The sequence below is a fragment of the Rathayibacter sp. AY1F3 genome (assembly GCF_002931975.1).
Lineage (GTDB): Bacteria > Actinomycetota > Actinomycetes > Actinomycetales > Microbacteriaceae > Rathayibacter.
In genome coordinates this window covers 1-23,664 of sequence record NZ_PSVF01000015.1, presented here as the reverse complement: position 1 = coordinate 23,664, position 23,664 = coordinate 1, and the positions used below count along the sequence as shown (strand labels likewise).

Genomic DNA, 23,664 nt, shown 5'->3' with positions numbered 1-23,664 from the left:
GCACAGCACCGAGTACTGCGAGAGGGTCGCGATCACCTCCTCAGGGTAATCGCTCGCCGCCCCGCCCGCCCCTTCGCGCTTGCACAGACTCGGCCCCTGCCCAGCCGGGCGGCGCCTGTGGAGGGGCCTCCGGGGCGTCCGGGAGGCGGGTCAGTCGAGCGGGGCGTGCCGGTCGGCGATCGTCCGCACGGCGCGCACCAGCTGGGGGTCCTCGCCGCGGGCGAGTCCCGCGTACTCGAGGAGGAGGCCGCCGTCGTCCTGGGCGGTCGCCTTCACCCACACGCGGCGCCGCGGGACGAACAGCGAGGTGAGGAGTCCGGCGAGCACGAGGATCGCGAAGAGCAGCACCCAGCCCTGGGTCGCGTCGTGGTGGATGTCGAACGAGGCGAAGCGCTTGACGCTGTCGGTGCCGATCCGCGTCGGGTCGGCGCCCGTGTTGTCGAAGGTCACGCTGCCGAGCCCGTTCGGGAGCTCGGCCGTGTCGCCGGGCTTGAGGGTGATCGGCGCGACGCCGGTGGTGCCGCCGGTGAGCCGGGTCAGCGAGTCGGTGTTGAGCACGTAGACCGATGTGGGCACTCCCCCGTCGAGGCCGAGGTCGCCCGCGAAGACGTTCAGCGAGAGCACGGGGTACTGCAGGTCGGGGAAGATCGAGGTCGACGCCCCGGAGGCCAGCGTGTCCTGCGTCGGGTAGAAGAAGCCGGTGAGGCCCAGCTGCTCCGAGAGCCCGTCCGGCACCTTCACGACGCCGACGGAGGTCAGGTTCGCGTCCTGCGGGAGGAACGGCACCGAGTCGGTGAAGATCGCCCGGCCGGAGGGATCCCGGACCGTGATCGTCGGGGCGTAGCCGTTGCCGAGGAGGTAGACGTTCGTGCCGCCGATCGCCAGCGGGTCGTTGACCTTGATCGTGCGGTCCTCGGTGCCCCCGCCGCGCTCGGAGGTCGTGACGTTCGCGGTGAAGTCGACGGGCTGGCCGAGCGCCGACTGGTTCTGCTCCTCGTACTTCACGTCGAGGCTGTCGAGGGTCAGCTGGTACGGGTCGAGCTGGCTGCTGTCGAAGAAACGACCGGGGTTGAAGGAGTCGTAGGCCGCGAGGTTGTTCGCGAACCCCTGGGAGCCCTCGACCAGCACGCGCTGCCCGCTGTAGCCGAACCCGCCGCCCACTCCGACGGCGACGAGGATGCCGACCAGGGCGGAGTGGAAGACCAGGTTGCCGGTCTCGCGGAGGTAGCCGCGCTCGGCCGAGACGCTCGACCAGCGGCCGCGCCGGTCGTCGTAGCGCTCGACGCGGTAGCCCGCCCGGCGCAGGACGGAGTGGGCGGAGGCGACGGCCTCCTCCTCCGTCGCGCACTCGACCTCGCGGACGGTGTAGCCGGCGAGGCGCTGCAGGCGTGCCGGGGTGCGCGGCGGCCGCGACCGCATGGCCTGGAAGTGGTGGCGCGTGCGCGGGACGATGCAGCCGATCAGGGAGATGAACAGCAGCAGGTAGATGCTCGAGAACCAGGCGGAGGTGTAGGTGTCGAACGCCTGCACCTTGTCGAGCAGGGGTGCGAGGTCGGGGTTGTCGACGAAGTACTGGGTCACGCCGTTGGGGTCGGAGGAGCGCTGCGGCACGAGCGATCCGGGGACCGCCGCGATCGCCAGCAGCAGCAGGAGGAACAGCGCCGTGCGCATGCTGGTGAGCTGGCGCCACATCCAGCGGAGCCAGCCGGTGAACCCGAGCGCCGGCTGCGTGACGGTGCCGTCGGAGTCGTAGTGGTCGGCGGGGCGGAAGGAGGCGTCCGTCCTCCGCTGCGCGGCCTCGTCGGGGCGGCGCGTGCTCTCCTCGGGCTCAGATCGCCGGCTGGAAGCCATCGATCACCGCCGAGAGGGATCCGTAGACGAGGGTGTTCCAGATGCCCGTGACCATCAGGACTCCGATCAGGACGAGGGCGGCGCCGCCGAGGATGTTGACCACGCGGATGTGGCGCTTCACGAAGGCGAGCGTGCTGGTCACCCAGCTGAAGCCGAAGGCGACGAGGAGGAAGGGGATGCCGAGTCCGAGGCAGTAGACCAGGGCGAGGAGGGCGCCGCGCCAGGGCGAGCCCACGCCGTAGCTGAGGGCGAGGATCGAGCTCAGCGTCGGGCCGAGGCAGGGCGTCCAGCCGACGCCGAAGACGATGCCGAGCAGCGGCGCTCCGATCAGCCCGGTGGCGGGACGGATCCCGGGCCGGAGCGTGCGCTGGAGGAACGAGAACTGGCCGATGAAGACGAGCCCCATCGCGATCACGACGAGCCCGAGGACGCGGGTGATCAGGTCGGTGTACTGGCGCAGCCAGAAGCCGACCGTGCCCGCCGCCGCACCGTAGAGGACGAACACCAGCGAGAATCCGAGCACGAAGAGGAGGACGCCCAGCACGACCCGGCGGCGTCCGCGGGCCGCACGCTCGTCGGCGTCGGTGAATCCGCCGACGTAGGCGAGGTAGCCGGGCACCAGCGGGAGCACGCAGGGCGACGCGAAGGACACGAGCCCGGCCAGGAGCGCGATCGGCACGGCCAGCAGGAGCTGACCGCTGACGACGATGTCGCCCACGCCGCTACTGCCCCTCGGCGAGCGTGTCGCCCACGAGGGTCGAGAGGATCGACGCCTCCTGGAGCTGGCCGAGGATGCGCGACGCGACGCGCCCCTCCCTGTCGAGGACGAGCGTCGTGGGCACGGCGTTCGGCGGGACGGTGCCGGTGAAGGCGAGCTGCACCGACGAGTCGGTGTCGACGATGGAGGGGTAGCCGAGCCCGAAGGTCTCGGCGAAGGCGGCCGCGGTGGGGGCCTGGTCGCGCACGTTGACGCCGACGAACGACACGCCCTTGTCGGCGAACTCCGTGTTCACCGTCTCGAGGTCCGCGGCCTCAGCGCGGCACGGGGCGCAGCTGGCGTACCAGAAGTTGACGACGACGACCTGCCCGGCGAGGTCGGCGGAGTCGATGGTGGCGCCGGTCTCGTCGGTGCCGGAGAAGACGATGGGGTCGTCCCGGTCGGCGGCGGCGATCTCGGTGACGGTGCCGTCCCCCGAGATGTAGCCCTTGTTGCTGCCATTGCGGTACTGGTCGGCGAGCGGATCCTCGGAGCAGCCCGTCAGCGCGAGCGCGGCGGCCAGCGCGAGGACGCCCGCGGCGCGGAGCCGCCCCGTCCGGCGCATCAGACCGCTCCCACGTCTGTGGCCAGGCCCTGCAGGCCGGCGGCCGGGTCGGAGTAGCCGACCTCGACGAATCCGTCGCCGCGGCGCTCGAGGGTCGTGATGCTCGAGAGGGCGCAGCGGCGCTTGCGCGGATCGTGGAAGAGGCGCTCGCCGGCGAGGGCGCGGTGGACCGTCCAGATGGGGAGCTGGTGGCTGACGATCGCAGCGTCGCCCTCCTCCGTGCTCTCCCACGCCGACTCGATCGCCGCGTACATCCGCGCCGAGATGGAGAGGTACGGCTCGCCCCAGCTGGGCTCGAAGGGGTTGCGGAGCCACGGCCAGTGCTTGGGGTTCCGCAGGGCGGAGCTGCGCGCGGCGAGGGACTTCCCCTCGAAGCGGTTGCTCGGCTCGATCACCCGCTCATCGGTGCGGATCTCGAGCTCGAACGCCTGCGAGATCGGCTGCGCGGACTCCTGCGTGCGCTGGAGCGGCGACGCGATCAGCGCCGTGACGTGGCGCCGGCGCTCGAGCAGGTCGTCGGCGGCGGAGCGGGCCATGCGGTGGCCCAGATCCGAGAGCCGGAAGTTCGGGAGTCGTCCGTAGAGGACCCGGTCGGGGTTGAACACCTCGCCGTGCCGCACGAGATGGATCTGATCGGCAACCACGAGCGTCAAGTGTACGGAACGCGGCGTGGGGGAACGCCGGGAAAGGGTCGCCTGAGCCGGACCTGAGCGGAGCCTCAGCGGCGCGCCGAGACCGCCGCCGACAGCCGCCGCACGAGCGGTCCGGGCAGGTGCCGTACCACGGCCATCGGGACCCCGAAGCGCACCGACGGCACCGAGACGACGGAGCCGCGCGCGACGTCGCGGAGGAACTCCTCCACCACCGCGTCCGCGTCGAGCCAGAGGAAGGAGGGGATGGAGGAGGTGTCCATCGCCGCCCGCTCGTGGAACTCGGTGCGCACCCAGCCCGGGCAGAGCGCGGCCGAGCGGACGCCGGTGCCGCGCAGCTCGACGGCCAGCGACTGCGCGAAGGCGGTCGCCCACGCCTTCACCGCGGAGTAGGGGCCGAGGTGCACGAAGCCCGCGACGCTCGAGACCGTGAGGATCGCGCCGCGGCCGCGGGTGGTCATCGCCTCGGCCGCCGCGCCCGAGAGCACGGCGACCGAGCGCACCATCACCTCGAAGGCGCGGTCCTGGGCGGCGACGTCCGGCTCGGCGAAGGTCCCGTCGATCCCGAAGCCGGCGTTGTTGACGAGGACGCGGACGGGCCGGGCCGGATCGACGAGCCGCGCGCGCACGCGCTCGACCTGCTCGCGGTCGCCGAGGTCGGCGGGCAGGACCTCGACCGCCGCGGCGCCGAGGCCGCGCAGCCCGGCCGCCGCCTCCTGGAGGCGCTGCTCGCTGCGGGCGACGAGGACGAGGCTCCAGCCGCGGCGCGCGAACGCCCGGGCGAAGGCGAGGCCGATGCCGGAGGACGCGCCGGTGATCAGTGCGGTGCTCATGCTCCGACGCTACCCGTCGCCGCCCGGCGGCCCCCGAGTAGACTCCCCTACCGTGACCGACGAGACCCGCCTCCCCCGAACCACTGTCAAGAAGCTCGCCGCGCTCGAGGACGGACCCGTCCGCGTGTCCGGCTGGGTCGAGACCGTGCGCGACCAGAAGAAGGTGCAGTTCGTCGTCCTGCGCGACGAGTCGGGTGCCGTGCAGCTGGTGAACCCGGCCGTGCGCGAGGCCGTCGAGGGCGACGACGCGTCGGCTGCGCGCCTCGCGATCACCGAGGAGATCTCCGGCCTCGCCCAGGGCTCCTTCATCACCGTCACCGGCGCGCTCAAGCACGACGAGCGCGTGAAGCTCGGCGGCATCGAGGTCAAGCTCGAGACGCTCGAGGTCGTCGCCGCATCGATCCCGGAGGCGCCGATCGCGCCCGACTCCGGCATCGACAAGCGCATGGACTGGCGCTTCCTCGACCTGCGCCGTCCCGAGCAGAACCTCATCGCCCGTGTGCAGACCACGTTCGAGCACGCGCTGCGCACGTACTGGATCGAGCACGACTTCATCGAGATCCACACCCCGAAGCTCATGGCGAGCGCCTCGGAGTCGCGGGCCGAGCTCTTCGAGGTCGAGTACTTCGAGACGAAGGCCTACCTGGCGCAGAGCCCCCAGTTCTTCAAGCAGATGGCGCAGCCCGCCGGCTTCGGCAAGGTCTTCGAGGTCGGCCCCGCCTTCCGCGCCGACCCGAGCTTCACCTCGCGTCACGCGACCGAGTTCACGAGCGTCGACGCCGAGGTGTCCTGGATCGACTCGCACGAGGACGTCATGGAGCTGCACGAGCAGCTGATGGTCGCCGGCCTCACCGCCGTCGTCGAGAAGCACGGCGCCGAGGTCAAGGCGCTCTTCGACATCGACCTGACCGTCCCGACCACGCCGTTCCCGCGCATCCCGCTCGCCGAGGCCAAGCGCATCGTCGCCGAGCGCGGCTACGAGGTGCCCCGCGCCGACGACGACATGGACCCCGAGGGCGAGCGCCGCATCGCGGCCTACGTGCAGGAGGAGTTCGGGCACGACTTCGTGTTCCTCACCGACTACGCGTCGAGCATCCGGCCGTTCTACCACATGCGCCGCGAGGGCGACGGGACGATCACCAACAGCTACGACCTCATCTACAACGGCGTCGAGATCTCGACCGGAGCGCAGCGCGAGCACCGCGTCGACGTCCTCGTCGAGCAGGCCCGCGAGAAGGGCCTCGACCCGGAGGAGCTCGAGTTCTACCTCGACTTCTTCCGCTACGGCGTCCCGCCGCACGGCGGCTTCGGCATGGGCCTCTCGCGCGTGATCATGTTGATGCTGAACCAGGCGAACCTCCGCGAGGTCACCTACCTGTTCCGCGGCCCGACCCGCCTGCTGCCCTAGGCGCGCACCACGGTCGCGGGAACCCCGGACCATCGAGACCGCCGCGGACGGCGGTTCCCCTCGACGGGCCGGGGTTTCCTCGCGCCAGCGGCTAGGGAGCCGGCAGCACCACGAGGTCGAGGTAGTCGGCCAGGCACGCCACCATGTCCACCGCGTCGCGCTCGAGCAGCCACTGCAGCTGCACGCCGTCCCAGAGCGCGATGATCGACGCCGCCACCCGCTCCGGATCAGACCCCTCGCGCAGGCGCCCGGCGGCCTGGAGCTCGCGCAGCTCGGCCGCGTACTCGCTGCGGAGCCGGCGGAACCGCGCGGCGAAGAAGTCGCGCCCCGGGTGCTCCTGCGTCGTCGACTCGCCGCAGAGCACGGCGTACAGCTCGATCACTCCGGGCGCCGTCTCGTTGTAGCGGGTCTGCCGCAGGATGCCGGCGACCAGCCCCTCCTCCGGGTCCGGCGGCGAGGAACCGTCGCCCGTGATCAGGTCGCGGTGCTCGAGGACCGCGAAGAGCAGGTCGGTCTTCGACGGGAAGTAGTGCAGGAGGCTCGTCTGGCTGAGCCCGACGCGGTCGGCGACCTCCTGGAGGGAGCCGCGGGCGTAGCCCCGTGCAGCGAAGACCTGGTGGGCGGCCTCGATGATGGCGCGGCGGCGCTCGGCCGACTTCGCGTACGGGCCGCGTCGCCTCGTCGCCTCCGCCATGGACCCCTCCTCAGCACTGGAGGCGCCTCGCCGTGCCCCTCGAACGGCCAGCGTAGCGGCGGCGGAGGAGCAGTCCCGCCAATTTCGAGTACCTACTCGAATTCGTGGTAGCGTCCCGATCATCGCCGGGTGAGACTCCCCGGCTCTCCACCACGACGAAGTGAGGGAAGATGCATCCGTTCACCCGGAGACAGCTCATCGCCGCCGGTCTCGGCACCGCGGCACTCGGGAGCCTGACGGCCTGCGCGACACCGGGCACCGTCTCGGTCAACACGGCGCCGACGATCGCCCCGGCCAACGGCCCGGTCCGCCTGCAGTACTGGGGCTGGCTGAAGGACCTGCAGAAGGTCTGCGACGTCTGGAACGCCTCGCATCCCGAGATCCAGGTCGAGGCCGTCTGGATCCCTGGCGGCAACGCGGGCGGGTACCAGAAGCTCTACTCGGCCCTCGCCGCGGGCGGCGGGCCCGACCTCGGCCAGGTCGAGATCCGCTCCGTCCCCGAGTTCATGCTCGTCAACGGCCTCGTCGACCTCACCCGGTACGGCGTCGAGCAGTACCGCGACCTGTACGACCCCACTCTCTGGGGCCAGGTCAGCTACACCGGCGGCGTCTACGGCATCCCGCAGGACAGCGGCCCGATGGCGCTCTTCTACCAGCCCGAGGTGTTCGGGAAGGTGGGTGCGGAGCCGCCGACGACCTGGGACGACTGGGCCGCGGTGGCGACGGAGCTGCGCGGAGCCGGCTCCTACATCGACTGCTTCCCGCTCGCCGACGCCTCGGTCTTCGCCGCGTTCGCGACGCAGGCCGGCGCGCAGTGGCTGCGCCCGGAGGAGGACGGCTGGGTCATCGACATGACCGACGACGCCACGACGCGCGTCGCCTCCTTCTTCGACACGGCCATCGACCAGGACCTGGTGCAGACCGGCTACGGCGCCTACTCCCCCGCGTGGTTCGCGGCCGCGGCGAAGGGCGGCATCGCCTCCTGCGCCACCGGCAGCTGGGGCGACGCCCTGATCGAGGGGGTCAGCGGAGGCGCGGGCAAGTGGCGCGCGGCTCCCATGCCCGTCTGGGGCGACACCGGCTTCGGCTCGAGCTTCCTCGGCGGATCGACCGCGGCGGTGTTCTCGAGCAGCAAGCACCCGGAGGAGGCGATCGAGTTCGCCGTCTGGATGACCACCACGCAGGAGGGCATCGACGCGATGATCGCCAACAGCGGCATCGGCTGGTCTCCCGCGGTCGGCGAGATCGGCACGGCCCGCAAGGGTCCGAGCGAATTCTTCAGCGGGCAGAACTACAACGAGGACGTCCTCGTGCCCGCATCGAAGGAGCAGAACCCGGACTGGTCCTGGTGGCCCGTCACGCAGCAGTCCTTCAACATCCTCAGCGACGGCTTCCGGAAGAAGGCGTCGGGGCTCTCGCTCGTGGACGCGGTCGCCGAGGCGGAGCAGCAGATCATCACGGTCTTCGAGAACAAGGGCCTGAGCATCAGGAGGGCCTCCGCATGACCACCACGATCTCCCCCGCCGCCGCCGCGGTCGCGGCCACCACGCGGACGCCGGGCGCGCCCCGGCGCAGCCGCGCGGTCGCCCGCGCCCCATGGATCCTCCTCGGACCCTTCCTGGCCCTGTTCGTCCTCACGTTCATCGTCCCGATCGTCGTCGCCGTCGGCTCCAGCTTCACGAAGGTGACGCGCTCCGGCCTCTTCGGCGAGGCCGGGGTCACCAGCGGGTTCGCGGGCTTCGACAACTACGCGCAGGCCCTCGCCGACGGCAACTTCATCGCCTCCATCGGGCGGATGTTCCTCTTCGGCATCGTCCAGGTCCCGGTGATGATCGCCCTCTGCACCGTCCTCGCGCTGATGCTCGAGTCGGCGTCGGCGAAGTTCCCCGGCTTCTTCCGGGCGGCCTACTTCCTCCCCTACGGAGTGCCCGGAGTGATCGCGACGATCCTGTGGTCGTTCCTCTACGTGCCCGGCCTCAGCCCGCTCATCGACGCGGCGAACGTGGTCGGGCTCCAGCCCGACTTCCTCGGTGCGGACACCGTGCTCTGGTCGATCGCGAACATCTCGCTCTGGAGCTACACCGGCTACAACATGCTGATCATCGTCGCCCAGCTCAAGGCGATCCCGGTCGAGCTCTACGAGGCGGCGAAGGTCGACGGCGCCTCCACCTGGCGCGTCGCCCGCAGCATCCAGCTGCCGCTCATCCGCCCCGCGCTGGTGCTGACGACGATCTTCTCGATCATCGGCACGCTCCAGCTGTTCGCCGAGGCGCAGGTGCTGAAGACGGTCGCTCCGGCGATCGACAGCCAGTACACGCCGAACCTCAGCGCGTACACCACGGCCTTCGCCTACAACGACTACAACGTCGCCGCCGCCCAGGCCGTCCTGATCGCGCTGGTCGCGTTCCTGCTCTCCTTCACGTTCCTCTCGATCTCGAACAGGAGGTCGTCATGAGCCGCACCGAGACCCCGCCGACCACGACCACCGGAGTCGTCACCGCCGACCGCCCCGTGAAGGCCGGACGCGGGCCCGACCGCTCGGCCGGCCGCAACCGCGCCTCGACCATCATCGTCACCGCGATCCTCGTCGTCGTGGCGGTCTACTTCCTCATCCCCGTCTACTGGGTCGTCGTCGCGGCGACCAAGACGACCGAGGACCTCTTCGCCACCTACGGCTTCTGGTTCGCCCCGACGTTCGCGCTCTGGGACAACCTGACGCAGGTGCTGACCTACGGCGACGGCATCTTCGTCCGCTGGTTCCTCAACTCCGTCCTCTACGCCGGAGTGGGCGCCCTGCTCGCGACCTACCTCGCCGCGGCGGGCGGCTACGCGCTGGCCAAGTACGAGTTCCGCGGCAGCAGGCTCGTGTTCGGGACGATCCTCGCGGGCGTCCTGGTGCCGGGCACCGCGACCGCTCTGCCGCTGTTCCTGCTCTTCAGCCAGATGGGCATCGCGAACACCTACTGGAGCGTGCTGATCCCCTCGCTCGTCTCGCCGTTCGGGCTGTTCCTCTGCCGGATCTACGCTCAGGCGACCGTGGACACCGCGATCATCGAGGCGGCGCGCATCGACGGCGCCGGGGAGCTGCGGATCTTCCACACGCTCGGGCTGCGCATCCTGACTCCCGCGCTGGTCACCGTGTTCCTCTTCCAGCTGGTCGGGATCTGGAACAACTACTTCCTGCCCCTGGTGATGCTCTCGGACACGAACCTGTTCCCGATCACACTGGGACTGAACAACTGGCTCGGACAGGTCGACCGCCTGCCCGAGTTCTACGAGCTGACGACCGGCGGCGTCCTGCTGTCGATCATCCCGCTCGCCATCGCCATGATCGTGCTGCAGCGCTTCTGGCGCGGCGGCCTGACGGAAGGCTCCGTGAAGTGACGACTCCCCCGACGACCTCCCACTACCTGACGGACACCGGACCGGGCTCCGGCCGCCGCCGGGCCCCCCGCTCGTGGCTGCACACCGACGCCCCGGCGCTCCCGCTGGACGGGGAGTGGCGCTTCCGCCTGCTCCCCGCCGCTCCGGGGACCCCGGGCGGCGCCGGCGTGCTGCCGGAGGGCGAGGGCGTGGACGCCGTCGGGGACGAGTCGTTCGACGACTCCGGCTGGGACCTGATGCCGGTGCCCTCGCACTGGGTGCTGCAGGGCGACGGGTGCTACGGACTGCCGGTCTACACGAACGTGCAGTTCCCGTTCCCGACCGAGCCGCCGTTCGTGCCGGACGCGAACCCGACGGGCGACTACCGCCGCACTGTCGTGGTCCCGGAGGAGTGGGACTCCGCCGAGGCGGTCGTCCTGCGCTTCGACGGGGTCGAGTCCCGCTACCGCGTCTGGGTCAACGGCGTCGAGATCGGGATCGGCTCCGGCAGCCGGCTCGCGCAGGAGTTCGACGTCACCGGCGTCGTCCGCCCGGGCGAGAACCTCGTCGTGGTCCGCGTGCACCAGTGGTCGGCCTCGAGCTACGTGGAGGACCAGGACCAGTGGTGGCTGCCGGGGATCTTCCGCTCGGTGCACCTGCTCGCGCGCCCCGTCGGCGGGATCGAGGACGTGTGGCTGCGCTCCTCCTTCGCCGGCGGCGCGGGCCGCATCGAGGCGGAGGTGACCGCCGCGGCCGACGCGTTCCCGCTGACGCTGCGCGTGCCCGGGCTCGGGATCGAGACGGTCTGGGCCTCGGCGGAGGAGATCGCCGCGATCGAGGTCCCCGAGGTCGAGCCGTGGTCGGCGGAGGCTCCGCGCCTCTACGACGCGACGCTCGCCTCCGCCGGCGAGACGGTCTCGCTGCGGCTCGGCTTCCGCACGGTCGAGATCCGCGGCGACCGCTTCCTGGTCAACGGCGAGCGCGTCGTCTTCCATGGAGTCAACCGCCACGAGACGCACCCCGACCGCGGTCGAGCGTTCGACGAGGACTCCACCCGCGAGGACCTCGCGATGATGAAGCGCTTCAACGTGAACGCCATCCGCACCAGCCACTACCCGCCGCATCCCCGTCTGCTCGACCTCGCCGACGAGCTCGGCTTCTGGGTGGTCCTCGAGTGCGATCTCGAGACCCACGGCTTCGAGCGGGTCGGCTGGGCGGGCAACCCCAGCGACGACCCCGCCTGGCGAGAGGCCTACCTCGACCGCATCGAGCGGACCGTCGAGCGCGACAAGAACCACCCGAGCATCGTGCTCTGGTCCCTCGGCAACGAGGCGGGCACCGGCGCGAACCTCGCCGCGATGTCCGCCTGGGTGCACGGCCGCGACCCCGAGCGCCCCGTCCACTACGAGGGCGACTACACCGGCGCGTACACCGACGTGTACTCGCGGATGTACTCCTCGATCCCCGAGACCGAGCGGATCGGCACCGACGGCTCGCTCACTCCGCTGCTCGGCTGCTCCCCCGGCGAGTCCGCTCGGCAGCGCTCCAAGCCCTTCCTGCTCTGCGAGTACGTGCACGCGATGGGCAACGGCCCGGGAGCGATCGACCAGTACGAGGACCTCGTCGACCGCTTCCCGCGGCTGCACGGCGGCTTCGTCTGGGAGTGGCGCGACCACGGCCTGCGGGCGCGCACGCCGGAGGGCGTCGAGTACTACGCGTACGGCGGCGACTTCGGCGAGGTGGTGCACGACGGCAACTTCGTGATGGACGGCATGGTGCTCTCCGACGGCACGCCCAGCCCGGGCCTGTTCGAGTGGAAGCAGATCGTCGCTCCGGTGCGCCTCACGGTCCGCGGCGACGGCGTCGTCATCGAGAATCGCCGGCACGACGCCTCCACCGCCGATCTGCGCTTCGCGTGGCGGGTCGAGCGGGACGGGCGGGTCACCGCGGAGGGAGTGCTCGACGCCCCGGTCATCGCGGCCGGCGACGCCGTGCACGTGGAGCTCCCCCCGCTCGAGGTGCGCCCCGGCGGCGAGACCTGGCTCACCGTCGACGCGGTCCTCGACGCCTCGACCGCCTGGGCGGAGGAGGGCCACGTGCTCTCCACCGGTCAGCACCTCCTCGCCGTGCCGTCGGCGGTGCCCGCGTGGACCCGCGCCGTCCGCGCCGCTCCGCCCCTCGAGGGCGGCGCGCTCGGAGTCGCGCGATTCCGCGACGGCCGGCTCGCCTCCCTCGCCGGCCTGCCCGTCGACGGACCGCGCGCCGAGCTCTGGCGCGCCCCGACCGACAACGACGAGGGCGCGGGCTTCCCCGGCTACGTCACCGGCGACCCGTACGACGGCGACGGCCGCGGGATGCCGGCCCCCTCCTCCGCCGCCCGCTGGCGCGAGGCCGGACTCGACCGCCTGGTCGGCCGCGTGCAGGAGGTTGACGCCTCCGCCGGGCTCCGCCGCGTGACCCGCTTCTCGGCCGCGGATCTCGATGCGGGACTCCTGATGGAGGAGCGCTGGAGCGTCGACGGGGAGAGCACGGTCCTCCGCGTCGACCTCGTGCCGACCCGGGGCTGGGACTCCGTCTGGCCGCGGCTGGGCATCCGGATCGACCTGCCCGCGTCGATCGACGGCGCGGAGTGGTTCGGCACCGGCCCGCTCGAGTCCTACCCCGACAGCCTCCGCGCCGCGCGGGTGGGGCGCTTCACGGCGGACATGGACCGGCTGACGACTCCGTACGCCCGCCCGCAGGAGAGCGGTCACCGCAGCAGCGTGCGCGAGCTGACGCTGACGGAGGCGGGCTCGCCCCGGCTCCGCATCGAAGCCGCGCGCGACCTGCACGGACGCCTCCCCGGCTTCACCCTGGCGAGGCACACGCCGCAGGAGATCACGGCCGCCGCGCACCCGCACGAGCTGCCGGCGTCGGAGCGCGCGGTCCTCGTGATCGACGCCGCCCAGCACGGCCTGGGCTCCCGTGCGTGCGGTCCGGACGTGTGGCCCGACTTCCAGCTGCGGCCGGAGGCACGGACGATCCTCCTCCGCTTCACCGCGGCCGGCTGAGCGCCGGAAGAGGACGAGGGAAGGCCCGCGGGATCGCGTCCCGCGGGCCTTCCCTCGTCCTCGGGACGCGTCAGTCGCTCTGCGTGCGCGGCAGCGGTCCGCCGATGAAGAGGTCCGTGTTCATGCGCCGGCGGCGCATCACGACCAGGACGGCCGCGCAGGCGACGAGCGACGCGGCGACCGCACCGCCGCCGATCATCAGCGCGGTGGTCGGCGTGATGCCGGCCGGTCCCGCCGAGGCGGCCGTGCTGATGAAGGCGGTGCGCGCGGCGCTGATCGCGGTGCCGCAGACCTGCTGCGCCTCCCACGGTGCGGCCGTGGTGTCGCTGTCACGGTAGGAGACGGTCACGGCTGCCGTGCGGTGCGACTCGCGACCGAAGGCGACGACGCAGTAGACGGAGGGGTCGGGGTCGGCGACGACCGCGTCGCCCAGCGCCAGCTCGGCCCAGCCGATCGAGTCGGACTGCACGGCGACGTCGCCGGCGGCCAGGTCGGCGCGGGCTCCGGAGGTCTCGAATGCGCCCACGGCGACCTCCTCGTCGGCGTCGAAGCCCCAGACGGCGCCGCGGGGCGCCTCTGTGCTGCCGTCGCCGAGCTCGCGCGGCTCGAGCAGGAGGCCGTTGCCGGTGGAGGGCGCGAGCCGGAAGACGACCTTGGCGGCGGAGCCCTGGTCGCCCGTGAGGTCGACCGTGAAGGCGCCCGACTTGGTGATCAGCGCGGTCGGCACGGTCGCGGTGCCGCTCCCCGCCTCGAGGGTCAGCGGGGTCTTGGTGCCGTTCGGGTCGCGGAGGACCGCGGAGACGGCCTCTCCGCTGGCGAAGCCGGTGTACGAGAAGCCGACGCCGTAGAAGCGGGCGAGCTCGACGGTGAGCGCCTCCGGCTGCACGGCGAGCTCGCGGGTGAGGAAGACGTCCGCGGTCGCGGCACCGGCCGCCGGCTTCGCGCCCTCGGTCGAGGTGCCGAGCTCGGTGCGTCCGGGGGCCGACGCCGCCGGAGTGACGGCGCCCGCACCGGAGGAGCCGGCGGTGCCGGACGTGGTGGTGCCGGTTGTGGTGCCGCCGCCGGAGGTGCCGCCGGGCGTCGCTCCGCCGGTGGTGCCGCCGCCGGAGCCGGAGCCGCCGGAGGACGATCCGCCGCCGGTGGAGGGCTGACCGCCGCCGGAGCCGCCCTGCTGGCCGCCGCCGGTCGAGCCGCCGCCGGTGGATCCGCCGCCGGTGGAGGGCTGGCTCGGCTGCTGGGGCGCGGGGTCGACCGGTGCCGGATCGACCGGCGCGGGGTCCACGGGCGCGGGGTCGACGGGCGCGGGCTGCTCGGGTTCTGCCGGCTCCTCGGGCACTCCGGGAACGGAGGGCTCCTCGGGGACGCCGGGAACGGGGTCGGAGCCGCCGTCGCCCGGCTGCTCGGGATCCTCCGGCACGCCGGGGATGGTCGTCGCGGCCGGCTGCTCGACCGTGGTCGAGACCGTCGAGGCGGAGGGTGCCGCGACGGCCGCTCCGGGGAGGGCCAGGCCGAGCACGAGCGCCGCGAGAGCGGCGGCGGGCAGGGCGAGTCGGCGGGATGACGGCATGGCGGTTCCTTCCTCCACGGGCGACGATCTGCGTCCGCGCACGGAGGAGCGCACTCCCCCCTCACGAGGGTAAGGGCGAGAGGCGAGCTATCGCGAGCCGTCCCGTCCCCCGTCAGAGGGACGTCGCGGTCGTGCTTCCGTCCGGACGGCCCGGTCGAAGCTCACCCGCGATCGAGGAGGGCCCGCCGGAGCCGCGCGGGATCGACCCGCCAGAAGGTGTGCACGCGCCCGTCGATCAGCACCACCGGGATCTCCTCGACGAAGCGCTCGTGCAGCTCGGGATCGTCGAGGATCGACACCTCCGAGACGGCGACCGACGCCTCGCCGCCCAGATCGGCGACCACCTGCTCGACCACGGTCCGCGCGTCGTCGCAGAGATGACAGCCCGGCTTGCCCACGAGCGTCAGCTCCACGTCCACCATGCGGTCAGTGTACGGCGGCCCCGGCGACGGGCGCCGAGACGGCGAGCGCCGCCGGGATCATCTCCTGAACGCAGACGAGCGCCCGACCCCGGAAGGGCGGACGCTCGAGTGGGAAGAGGCGCGAGCCTACTTCTTGTTGCGACGCTGGTGGCGAGTCTTGCGAAGCAGCTTGCGGTGCTTCTTCTTCGCCATACGCTTGCGACGCTTCTTGATGACAGAACCCACGAAGACCTCACAACGTTCAGGGGGTCGACCGCCCGACGGGCGGCCGCTTACGAAAAACTGGCTCCCGCGAGCTTACACGACCCGGGGCTCCACCGTTTCCGGCTCCTCGGCGCCCCTCACTTGCGGATGCGCAGCGCCTCCGCCACCTTCGTCGCTCCCTCGCTGACGCCCCGCTGGATGTCCTGCACCACGGTGCTGACCTGGTGGGTGCGCTCGGCGAGCGCCCGACCCAGCGACTCCGCCCGGGCCGCGGTCGGAGCGTCGAGCAGGGCGCCGGCCGCCTCGTCCTCGGCGAGGAAGGGCAGCAGCCAGTCCTCGACCTCCGCCAGCGGCGCGTACTCGAGCGCGTAGAAGCGGTGCTGTCCGCTCTCGCGCACCGTGACGAGGCCGGTCTCGCGCAGCACCTTGAGGTGCTTCGAGACGGTCGGCTGGCTCAGCTCGAGGCGCGCCACGATCCGCGACACGCTCATGCCCTCGGCCGAGCCGTCCCGCCGCTGCTCGAGCAGCAGGGCGAGGATGTCCCGGCGGGTCCCGTCCGCGATCACCCCGAAGATGTCAGCCATGCGCCCAGGCTAGTCAGCGCCCCGGGGGCCCGGCACCGAGCGGGTAGCATGGCCGCGATCGAGTGGAGGATCCGCCGTGGTGGTTCGGCAGCAGTTCCGCAGCCCCGTGGGCGTCTCGCCCGTCTCCCCCTGGTCGGGGTTCGAGCGGGCCCGCGACCTCATCGACGACTTCGCCGGACGCTCGCCGTCCCGCTTCGCGATCCTCATCTTCTCGGCGCTCGTGCTCGTCTTCACCCTGCTGTTCTCGCTGCCGGTGTCGAGCACCACGGGCACCGTCACTCCGCTGCACGACGCCTTCTTCACCGCGATGTCGGTGATCTGCGTGACCGGCCTCGCGACGGTCGACATGGCGACGCACTGGTCGGCGTTCGGCCACTCGATCATCTTCGTCGGCGTGAACATCGGCGCTCTGGGAGTGCTGACGCTCGCCTCGATCATGGGCCTGGCGATCTCGCGCCGCCTCGGGCTCCGGGCGAAGCTCATGGTCGCCAGCGACTCGAATCCGCTGCGGATCCACTCCGGCCCCGTCGCCGAGGGCCAGGCCGTGCGCCTGGGCGAGATCGGCGGACTGCTCGCCACCGTCGCGATCAGCGCCGCCGCGATCGAGATCATCGTCGCGCTGCTGCTGTTCCCGCGGATGCTGATCGACGGGATCCCGATCGGCGAGGCCGTCTGGCACTCCTTCTACTACTCCGCGATGGCGTTCACGAACACCGGCTTCGCCCCGAACGCCGCGGGACTCACCCCGTTCGAGGACGACTACTGGTTCCTCGGCATCCTGATGCTCGGCGTCTTCCTCGGCTCGATCGGCTTCCCCGTCATCTACGCCTTCTCCCGCGGCTGGCGGCGCCCGCGCAAGTGGTCGGTGCACGTGAAGCTGACGCTGGTCACCTCCGTGATCCTGCTCGTCGCCGGGGCCGTCCTCTACATCGTGCTCGAGTTCGACAATCCGAGGACCTTCGGCAGCCTCGATGCGGGAGACACCGTCTTCCAGTCCTTCTTCCTCTCGACGATGACGCGGTCGGGCGGCTTCTCGACGATCTCGGTCCCCGACCTCAACGGCTCGAGCCTGCTCGTGACGGACATGCTGATGTTCATCGGCGGAGGATCGGCCTCCACGGCCGGCGGGATCAAGGTCACGACCCTCGCGATCCTGTTCTTGGCCGCCTTCGCCGAGGCCCGCGGCAACAACGACATGGAGGCCTTCGGCCGCCGGATCCCGAACGACGTCCTGCGCCTGGCCGTCTCGGTCGTGCTGTGGGGCGCGACGACGGTCGCCGTGTCGAGCGTCCTGATCCTGCACATCACCAAGGCCTCGCTCGACCACGTGCTCTTCGACGTGATCTCGGCCTTCGCGACCTCCGGGCTCTCGACGGGGCTCACCGCAAAGCTGCCGCCGTCCGGGGTCTACATCCTCGCGCTGACGATGTTCATGGGCCGCGTTGGTACCGTGACTCTCGCCGCCGCGCTCGCCGCGAGCCAGCGGAGGCAGTTGTTCAGACGACCGGAAGAGAGGCCCATCGTTGGTTGACCGCATCAGGTACGACGCCCCGGTGCTGGTGATCGGCCTCGGGCGCTTCGGAGCCGCCACGGCCGGCCAGCTCGACCGCCTCGACCGCGAGGTCCTCGCCATCGACGCCGACGCCGGTCTCGTGCAGAAGTGGTCGGAGCGGGTCACCCACGCGGTGCAGGCCGACGCCCGCTCGCTCGACGCCCTCGCGCAGATCGGCGCGCAGGACTTCCAGGTCGCCGTCGTCGCGGTCGGCTCCTCCATCGAGGCGTCCGTGCTGATCACTGCGAACCTCGTCGACCTCAAGATCCCGCAGATCTGGGCGAAGGCGATCTCGCGCTCGCACGGCAAGATCCTCGAGCGGATCGGCGCGAACCACGTGATCTACCCCGAGGCGGAGGCGGGCGAGCGCGTCGCGCACCTGGTCTCGGGCCGCATGCTCGACTTCATCGAGTTCGACGACGACTTCGTGCTCGCGAAGATGTACCCGCCCAAGCCGATCCGGGGGCTGACGCTCACGGAGTCGGGCGTGCGCCGCAAGCACCGCGTGACCGTCGTCGGCGTCAAGAGCCCGGGCAAGCCCTTCACCTACGCGACCGAGCAGACCGTCGTCTCGAACCACGACCTCATCGTGGTCAGCGGCACCCCCAGCGACATCGAGCGCTTCGCGGCCCTCGGCTCCTGACCCGCGCCCCCTCCCTCCTCCTCCTCTGCGGGATGCCGCTCCGGTACGCCCGCTCCGGGGTGTCGCGTACCCGAGCGGCATCTCGCGGAGAGGAGGGCGGAGTCAGGAGGCGGCGAGCTCGCGGGCGCGGGCCAGCGCGGCGTCGGTCGCCCGCGTGAAGAGGGCGGCGAGGTCGGCCTCCTGCAGGACCGCGACGGCCCGCTCGGTGGTGCCCTTCGGGCTCGTGACCCGCCGGCGCAGCTCCGCGGGCTCCTCGCCGGAGTCCGCGAGCAGCTCGGCGGCGCCGCGGAACGTGCCGACCACCATCGTCGACGCCTGCTCCGGAGTGAAGCCCTTCGCGACAGCGGCCGCGATGAGCTCCTCGATCAGCAGGAACACGTAGGCGGGCCCCGAACCGGAGATCGTCGAGAGCGCGTCGAGCTGCGACTCCGGCACCTCGACCACCTCGCCGACCGTCTCGAACAGGCGGCGCACGAGCGCCAGGTCCTCGTCGCCGGACCGCGTGCCCGCGCTGAGGCCGGTGACGGCGCGGCCCACGACCGCGGGAGTGTTCGGCATCGAGCGGAGCACGGCGACGGACGCGGGCAGGTGCCGCTCGAACGTGGCCGCGGTCACGCCGGCGGCGACGGAGACGACGACCGCGCCCGGGGCGAGCGCGTCGGCGATCTCGTCGAGCAGGTCCGGCACCATGTGCGGCTTGACGGCCACGAGCACGATCGCCGCGCCCTCGACCGCACGCCGGTTGGCCTCCGGGTCGTCCGCGGTGGCGAAGGCGGTGACCACCGGGTGGCCGTCCCACGCGGCGGCCTTCGCGGAGTCGCGGTTGGTCACCCGCACGCCCCCCTCGACGCGCACGCCGGGAGCCAGCAGGCCCTGGAGGATCGCGCCCCCCATCGAGCCGAGGCCGAGGACGGCGATGGACGGGAGCAGGACGGGCGCATCGGTCACGCCGCTCATCCTACGAAGAGCCCGCGGCAAGGGGGTCCGGGTGCGGTCCGGCGCCTCGTAGGATGGCCCGACCATCCAGCGGCGAGCCCGAGGAGACCACGTGAGCGCATCCGGAGGCGGCACCGCGATCATCGCGGCGCTCGCGGCCAACCTCGGCATCGCCCTGACGAAGTTCGTCGCCTGGTTCTTCTCCGGATCCGCCTCCATGCTCGCCGAGGGCGTGCACTCACTCGCCGACTCCGGCAATCAGCTGCTCCTGCTGCTCGGCGGCCGCAAGTCGCGGAAGGCCGCCGACGAGGAGCACCCGTTCGGCTACGGGCGCGAGCGCTACGTCTACGCCTTCGTGGTGTCGATCATCCTGTTCTCCGTCGGCGGCGTCTTCTCGCTCTACGAGGGCATCGAGAAGATCGCCGAGCCGCACGAGCTCGAGAACGCCTGGCTGCCGATCCTGGTCCTCGTGATCTCGATCTGCCTCGAGGGCTACTCGCTGCGCACCGGAGTGAAGGAGTCGAACCGGGTCCGCGGCTCGCAGTCCTGGTTCCAGTTCATCCGCCGGGCGAAGGCGCCGGAGCTGCCGGTCGTGCTCCTCGAGGACGTCGCCGCGCTCACCGGCCTGACGTTCGCGCTGCTCGGAGTCGGGCTGACCGTGATAACCGGCGACTCGATCTACGACGCGATCGGAACGATCATGATCGGCACCCTGCTGATCGTGGTGGCGATCGTGCTGGGCGTCGAGACGAAGAGCCTGCTGGTCGGCGAGGGGGCGACCCCCGCCGACGCCGCCTCGATCCGCGCCGCGCTCGAGGCCGGGCGCGACGTCGAGCGCGTCATCCACATGCGCACCCTCTACCTCGGACCGGACGAGATCCTCGTGGCCGCGAAGCTCGCCTTCCCGGCCGCCGAGACCCTCGAGCACGTGGCCGCCGGGATCGACGCCGCGGAGAAGCGGATCCGCGAGGCCGTCCCCGCCGCCACCACGATCTACCTCGAGCCCGACGTCGACCGTGGACGCGCAGGATCGGCGGCGACCCGTCCGGCCGTGACGGAGACGGCCGCTGCCGCCGCTCCGCCCGCCGCCTCCCCGCCGGCCGCGCCGCACGGGAGCGCCTGAGATGCGCCGGGCCCTGGCGATCGTCAACGAGCGCGGTGCCGGGCTCGGCGCGCTCGAGCCGATGCTGACCGAGCGGGGGTTCGCCGTCGACGCCGTCGCAGGGACGGACCTCGACGCGATCGACATCCTCGCCCCCGACCTCGTCGTCACGCTCGGCTCCAGCGCCGGCGTCTACGAGACCTCGCGGCACCCCTTCATCAGCCCCGAGATCGCGCTCCTGCAGGACCGGATGCACCACCGCCGTCCCACGCTCGGCGTCTGCTTCGGAGCGCAGCTGATCGCGACCGCCCTGGGCGAGTCCGTCCATCCCGGATCGGCCCGCGAGGTCGGCTTCCGCCCGGTCGTGCTCACGGAGGAGGGCGCCGGCTCCCCGCTCCGGCACCTCGCCGGCGTCGACGTGATGCAGTGGCACGGCGACACCTTCGCGCTGCCGAGCGGAGCGGCGCTGCTGGCGTCGTCGCCGGCGGGCGAGGTGCAGGCGTTCGCCGTGGAGGACTGGCTCCTCGGCGTGCAGTTCCACCCCGAGCTGACCGGCACGATGGCCGCGCAGTGGCTCGAGGGCGACGGGGAGTGGGCAGGAGCGGCGGGCTACGACGCCGCCGTGCTCGCCGACGACGTCGCGGCGGAGCGCTTCGAGCGGATGCACGCGGCGACGCGGCTCGCGCTGGCGGAGTGGCTGGGCGCTCCGAGCTGAGGGGTTCGGCGCCGTTCGGCGTCAGCGGCGGTCGGCGAAGAAGTCCAGCAGGAGCCGCGAGCACTCCGCGGCGCGGACCCCGGGGTACACCTCGACCACGTGGTTGTGCCGGCGGTCGCGGAGGAGGTCGTGCACGGATCCGGAGGCGCCCGCCTTCTCGTCCCACGCACCGAAGACGACGCGGTCGATCCGCGCCGCCAGGATCGCTCCGGCGCAGAGCACGCACGGCTCGAGCGTGACCACCAGCGTGCAGCCCTCGAGATGCCAGTCGCCGCGGGCCTCGGCCGCCGCGCGGATCGCGACCACCTCGGCGTGCGCCGTCGGATCCCGCCGCAGCTCGCGCTCGTTGCGCCCGAGCCCGAGCACGACCCCCTCCGAGTCGAGGACCACCGCGCCCACGGGGACGTCGCCCCAACCCGCGGCCCGCCGCGCCTCGTCGAGCGCCAGGCCCATCCACTCCTCGGAGCGGCGGGGGACCCGGAGATCGCTGTCGCGCATCGCTCCCCCTCCTGCGGCGGCCCGCTGCGGCCGGTGGGGCGCCGCTCCGGCCAGTAGATTGAGCTTATGCGCGTCCACGTAGCCGACCACCCGCTGATCACCCACAAGCTCACCGTGCTGCGTGACAAGCGCACCCCCTCCCCCACCTTCCGGCAGCTCGCCGAGGAGCTGATGACGCTCCTCGCCTACGAGGCCACCCGCGGCGTCCGCACCCGCACCGTCACCATCGAGACCCCCGTGACGCAGACCACCGGCCTCGCGCTCAGCGACCCGCAGCCGCTGGTCGTCCCGATCCTCCGGGCCGGCCTCGGGATGCTCGAGGGCATGGTCAAGCTCATCCCGACCGCCGAGGTCGGCTTCCTGGGCATGGCGCGCAACGAGGAGACGCTCGAGCCGACCACGTACGCGGAGCGCCTGCCCGACGACCTGTCGAACCGCCAGTGCTTCGTCCTCGACCCGATGCTCGCGACCGGCGGCTCGCTCGTCGCGGCCATCCAGTTCCTCTTCGACCGGGGAGCGGTCGACGTCACCGCCGTCTGCCTGCTCGCCGCCCCCGAGGGCCTGGCCGCCGTCGAGAAGGCCTTCGGCGACCGCGATGTGACCATCGTCCTCGGCTCCCTCGACGAGAGGCTCAACGAGCTCGGCTACATCGTCCCCGGCCTCGGCGACGCGGGCGACCGCCTCTACGGCCTCGCGGGCTGAGCCGGCCGGCTCCCGGACGAGCGGGCCCCGCGTCGGGCCCTGGAACAGGGAGCCCCGCTGAGCCGTGCCGGTCGGCCGGCGCAGCGAGGGTCTCGACGACCCCCGCCGCGGCCGTCCGGCACCGCCGTCCTGCTGATCGAGCAGCCCGCTCAGCGGGCGCATCGAGAATCCCGACACGGCTCGCGCCTCCTCCCGAGCACCGGAACCACCCGCGACGCGCCGTCCATCCCCACGGAAGTGTTGACGCACCGCACCGGCCTCCGCTTTACTGACGGACATGACTGACACCCTGCACGCCCCGACCTCCCTCGAGGCCATCGGGAATGCCGGCATGATGATGGCCGGTGGCCCCGTCATGTGCTGTCGAATGTGTGCATGAGGAACTGACCTCGCCGGATCCCCGCACCGCCTCCGCCCGCTGATCGTCACGATCGGCTGAGCGTCCGAGGCGCGGATGATCCCCTGGATGCCCCGCATCCGACTCTGCCGCCACCGCGCACCGCGGGCCGGCTCGATCGCGCACACCCGGATCCGCTCCCTCGGACACTCGTCCCGGATCCGACCAGCCAAGGACTCGTCATGACCCTCCTCCACACCCGCACCGTCCCCGCTGCCACCACCACCGAGGCGCCCCGCCTCCAGCCGGTCGCCGACGGAGCGCCCGCAGCTCCCCGTCTCCGCGCCGTGCCCCAGGGCACCGAGGCCCGCGGCTTCGCCCTCTACGTCGGCATCGACGAGGCCAAGGCCCGCGCCGCCGGAGTCGACCTCGGCCGCCTGGTCGAGGAGCTCAAGCGCGTCACGGCGCAGCTCGCCCCCGACGCCGAGACGTACGCCTCCGTCGCCCTCGCCCCGCAGGGCGCCGGCGGCCGCGACGTGGACGTGGTCCGCCTCGCGCTGCAGGACCCGGCCGCCGTCGCCAAGCGCCGCTCCGACGCCGAGCCCGACCCCGACCGCGCACCCGGCGGCGTCGTCATCGACATCTCCCGCAAGCGCGTCATCCTCGACGAGGAGACCACCCCCCTCACCTACAAGGAGTTCGAGCTCCTCCAGTACCTCGTGCTCCGCGAGGGCCGCACCATCGAGCGCGCCGAGCTCATCGCCTCGCTCTGGGGCGCCGCGGACGACGACGCACCGAACGAGCGCACCATCGACGTCCACGTCCGCCGCCTCCGCGCCAAGCTCGGCCGCTACGAGGAGATCGTGCGCACCGTCCGCGGAGTCGGCTACCGCTTCGACCGCCACGCCGACGTCGCCATCCGCTACGCGTCGACGCCGTCGCCGGATCTGTTCTGAACTGTGAGGAGAGCGCTTGCGCTCTCCTCACCGCGGTCGGCTTCGCGAGGGGTCGCGATTCGGAGAGCGGGTCGCGACCGGCTAGCGGGAAACGCTGACACGCGTTCCCCGCGTTCGCCTCGAGGGCGGAACGTCCTCTCGACCTCGACGGATGTGCGCGACCGCTCCTCAGACGTGGAGGGCTGCTCGACGGCCCGCTGCGTGGTCGAAGCCGTGGCGGGGCGGGTCGCGCCTCGCGGGGCAGGACGACGGGGCCGGGCCGCGTCGTCCTGCCC

Annotated in this window: 23 protein-coding genes; 11 read left to right on the top strand and 12 right to left on the bottom strand. The window is 72.1% G+C overall.

Annotated elements, in window-relative coordinates:
• Positions 1-150: 150 nt before the first annotated feature.
• From C5C39_RS10440 to C5C39_RS10420, 5 genes are all read right to left on the bottom strand, one after another.
• Positions 151-1,851 carry a cytochrome c biogenesis protein ResB gene (locus tag C5C39_RS10440; RefSeq protein WP_104353338.1) on the bottom strand — a complete coding sequence of 567 codons (1,701 nt, stop codon included), beginning with the start codon at positions 1,849-1,851 and terminating at the stop codon, positions 151-153.
• A complete protein-coding gene (locus C5C39_RS10435) occupies positions 1,829-2,569 on the bottom strand; it encodes a cytochrome c biogenesis CcdA family protein (protein WP_244230512.1) in 741 nt (246 codons plus the stop codon). The genes C5C39_RS10440 and C5C39_RS10435 overlap by 23 nt, the downstream gene beginning before the upstream one ends.
• 4 nt (positions 2,570-2,573) lie before the next feature.
• On the bottom strand, positions 2,574-3,173 hold the full coding sequence (locus C5C39_RS10430; RefSeq protein ID WP_104262952.1) for a TlpA disulfide reductase family protein: 600 nt from the start codon (positions 3,171-3,173) through the stop codon (positions 2,574-2,576).
• Positions 3,173-3,817 carry a histidine phosphatase family protein gene (locus tag C5C39_RS10425; RefSeq protein ID WP_104224864.1) on the bottom strand — a complete coding sequence of 215 codons (645 nt, stop codon included), beginning with the start codon at positions 3,815-3,817 and terminating at the stop codon, positions 3,173-3,175. Before C5C39_RS10425 ends, C5C39_RS10430 begins: the two co-directional genes overlap by 1 nt.
• Positions 3,818-3,891: 74 nt before the next feature.
• Positions 3,892-4,656: an SDR family oxidoreductase gene (locus C5C39_RS10420; protein WP_104262951.1), complete on the bottom strand. Its 765-nt coding sequence runs from the start codon at positions 4,654-4,656 to the stop codon at positions 3,892-3,894.
• A gap of 52 nt (positions 4,657-4,708) precedes the next feature.
• Here C5C39_RS10420 and aspS point away from each other — a divergent pair, with 52 nt between their 5' ends.
• Positions 4,709-6,064, top strand: a complete 1,356-nt coding sequence (aspS, locus tag C5C39_RS10415) for an aspartate--tRNA(Asn) ligase (RefSeq protein WP_244229585.1) — start codon at positions 4,709-4,711, stop codon at positions 6,062-6,064.
• A 91-nt stretch (positions 6,065-6,155) separates the two neighbouring features.
• On the opposite strand, the gene C5C39_RS10410 is transcribed toward aspS, so the two are convergent.
• On the bottom strand, positions 6,156-6,758 hold the full coding sequence (locus tag C5C39_RS10410; protein WP_258059745.1) for a TetR/AcrR family transcriptional regulator: 603 nt from the start codon (positions 6,756-6,758) through the stop codon (positions 6,156-6,158).
• Positions 6,759-6,928: 170 nt separating this feature from the next.
• Between C5C39_RS10410 and C5C39_RS10405 the strand changes: the two genes are divergently transcribed.
• From C5C39_RS10405 to C5C39_RS10390, 4 genes are read left to right on the top strand one after another with little or no spacing between them, the layout of a single operon-like run.
• Entirely contained in the window at positions 6,929-8,263 is a 1,335-nt protein-coding gene (locus C5C39_RS10405; protein ID WP_104353336.1) for an ABC transporter substrate-binding protein, read from the top strand.
• Entirely contained in the window at positions 8,260-9,213 is a 954-nt protein-coding gene (locus C5C39_RS10400) for a carbohydrate ABC transporter permease (protein ID WP_104353335.1), read from the top strand. Before C5C39_RS10405 ends, C5C39_RS10400 begins: the two co-directional genes overlap by 4 nt.
• Entirely contained in the window at positions 9,210-10,142 is a 933-nt protein-coding gene (locus C5C39_RS10395) for a carbohydrate ABC transporter permease (RefSeq protein WP_104225919.1), read from the top strand. The genes C5C39_RS10400 and C5C39_RS10395 overlap by 4 nt, the downstream gene beginning before the upstream one ends.
• On the top strand, positions 10,139-13,171 hold the full coding sequence (locus C5C39_RS10390; protein WP_219813330.1) for a glycoside hydrolase family 2 TIM barrel-domain containing protein: 3,033 nt from the start codon (positions 10,139-10,141) through the stop codon (positions 13,169-13,171). The genes C5C39_RS10395 and C5C39_RS10390 overlap by 4 nt, the downstream gene beginning before the upstream one ends.
• A gap of 70 nt (positions 13,172-13,241) precedes the next feature.
• On the opposite strand, the gene C5C39_RS17505 is transcribed toward C5C39_RS10390, so the two are convergent.
• The 4 genes from C5C39_RS17505 to C5C39_RS10365 form a co-directional block, all read right to left on the bottom strand.
• A complete protein-coding gene (locus C5C39_RS17505) occupies positions 13,242-14,738 on the bottom strand; it encodes a hypothetical protein (protein ID WP_181136369.1) in 1,497 nt (498 codons plus the stop codon).
• Positions 14,739-14,899: 161 nt separating this feature from the next.
• The gene (locus C5C39_RS10375; RefSeq protein ID WP_104224855.1) at positions 14,900-15,160 is read right to left on the bottom strand and encodes a glutaredoxin family protein; all 261 of its coding nucleotides are present in this window, start codon (positions 15,158-15,160) and stop codon (positions 14,900-14,902) included.
• Between the two features lie 126 nt (positions 15,161-15,286).
• Positions 15,287-15,385, bottom strand: coding sequence for a 30S ribosomal protein bS22 (locus tag C5C39_RS10370; protein ID WP_003792170.1), 99 nt, complete (start codon positions 15,383-15,385; stop codon positions 15,287-15,289).
• A gap of 116 nt (positions 15,386-15,501) precedes the next feature.
• The gene (locus C5C39_RS10365) at positions 15,502-15,948 is read right to left on the bottom strand and encodes a helix-turn-helix transcriptional regulator (protein ID WP_104224854.1); all 447 of its coding nucleotides are present in this window, start codon (positions 15,946-15,948) and stop codon (positions 15,502-15,504) included.
• A 160-nt stretch (positions 15,949-16,108) separates the two neighbouring features.
• Here C5C39_RS10365 and C5C39_RS10360 point away from each other — a divergent pair, with 160 nt between their 5' ends.
• Positions 16,109-17,479, top strand: a complete 1,371-nt coding sequence (locus C5C39_RS10360; RefSeq protein ID WP_258075818.1) for a TrkH family potassium uptake protein — start codon at positions 16,109-16,111, stop codon at positions 17,477-17,479.
• Entirely contained in the window at positions 17,472-18,143 is a 672-nt protein-coding gene (locus C5C39_RS10355) for a TrkA family potassium uptake protein (RefSeq protein WP_068255410.1), read from the top strand. The genes C5C39_RS10360 and C5C39_RS10355 overlap by 8 nt, the downstream gene beginning before the upstream one ends.
• Positions 18,144-18,245: 102 nt before the next feature.
• Here the strand turns inward: C5C39_RS10355 and proC are convergent, their stop codons facing one another.
• Positions 18,246-19,100: a pyrroline-5-carboxylate reductase gene (proC, locus tag C5C39_RS10350; protein ID WP_104233429.1), complete on the bottom strand. Its 855-nt coding sequence runs from the start codon at positions 19,098-19,100 to the stop codon at positions 18,246-18,248.
• 91 nt (positions 19,101-19,191) lie between these two features.
• Between proC and C5C39_RS10345 the strand changes: the two genes are divergently transcribed.
• Both C5C39_RS10345 and C5C39_RS10340 read left to right on the top strand, forming a co-directional pair.
• Positions 19,192-20,202, top strand: a complete 1,011-nt coding sequence (locus tag C5C39_RS10345; RefSeq protein ID WP_104353333.1) for a cation diffusion facilitator family transporter — start codon at positions 19,192-19,194, stop codon at positions 20,200-20,202.
• Position 20,203: 1 nt separating this feature from the next.
• Positions 20,204-20,896, top strand: a complete 693-nt coding sequence (locus tag C5C39_RS10340) for a gamma-glutamyl-gamma-aminobutyrate hydrolase family protein (RefSeq protein ID WP_104353332.1) — start codon at positions 20,204-20,206, stop codon at positions 20,894-20,896.
• Between the two features lie 21 nt (positions 20,897-20,917).
• Here the strand turns inward: C5C39_RS10340 and C5C39_RS10335 are convergent, their stop codons facing one another.
• Complete coding sequence (locus C5C39_RS10335) at positions 20,918-21,394, bottom strand: nucleoside deaminase (protein WP_258068435.1); 477 nt, start codon at positions 21,392-21,394, stop codon at positions 20,918-20,920.
• Between the two features lie 66 nt (positions 21,395-21,460).
• On the opposite strand from C5C39_RS10335, the gene upp reads away from it, so the two are divergent.
• Positions 21,461-22,096, top strand: coding sequence for a uracil phosphoribosyltransferase (gene upp / locus C5C39_RS10330; RefSeq protein ID WP_104239094.1), 636 nt, complete (start codon positions 21,461-21,463; stop codon positions 22,094-22,096).
• Between the two features lie 579 nt (positions 22,097-22,675).
• Complete coding sequence (locus tag C5C39_RS10325) at positions 22,676-23,389, top strand: winged helix-turn-helix domain-containing protein (protein ID WP_104353331.1); 714 nt, start codon at positions 22,676-22,678, stop codon at positions 23,387-23,389.
• Positions 23,390-23,664: the final 275 nt, after the last annotated feature.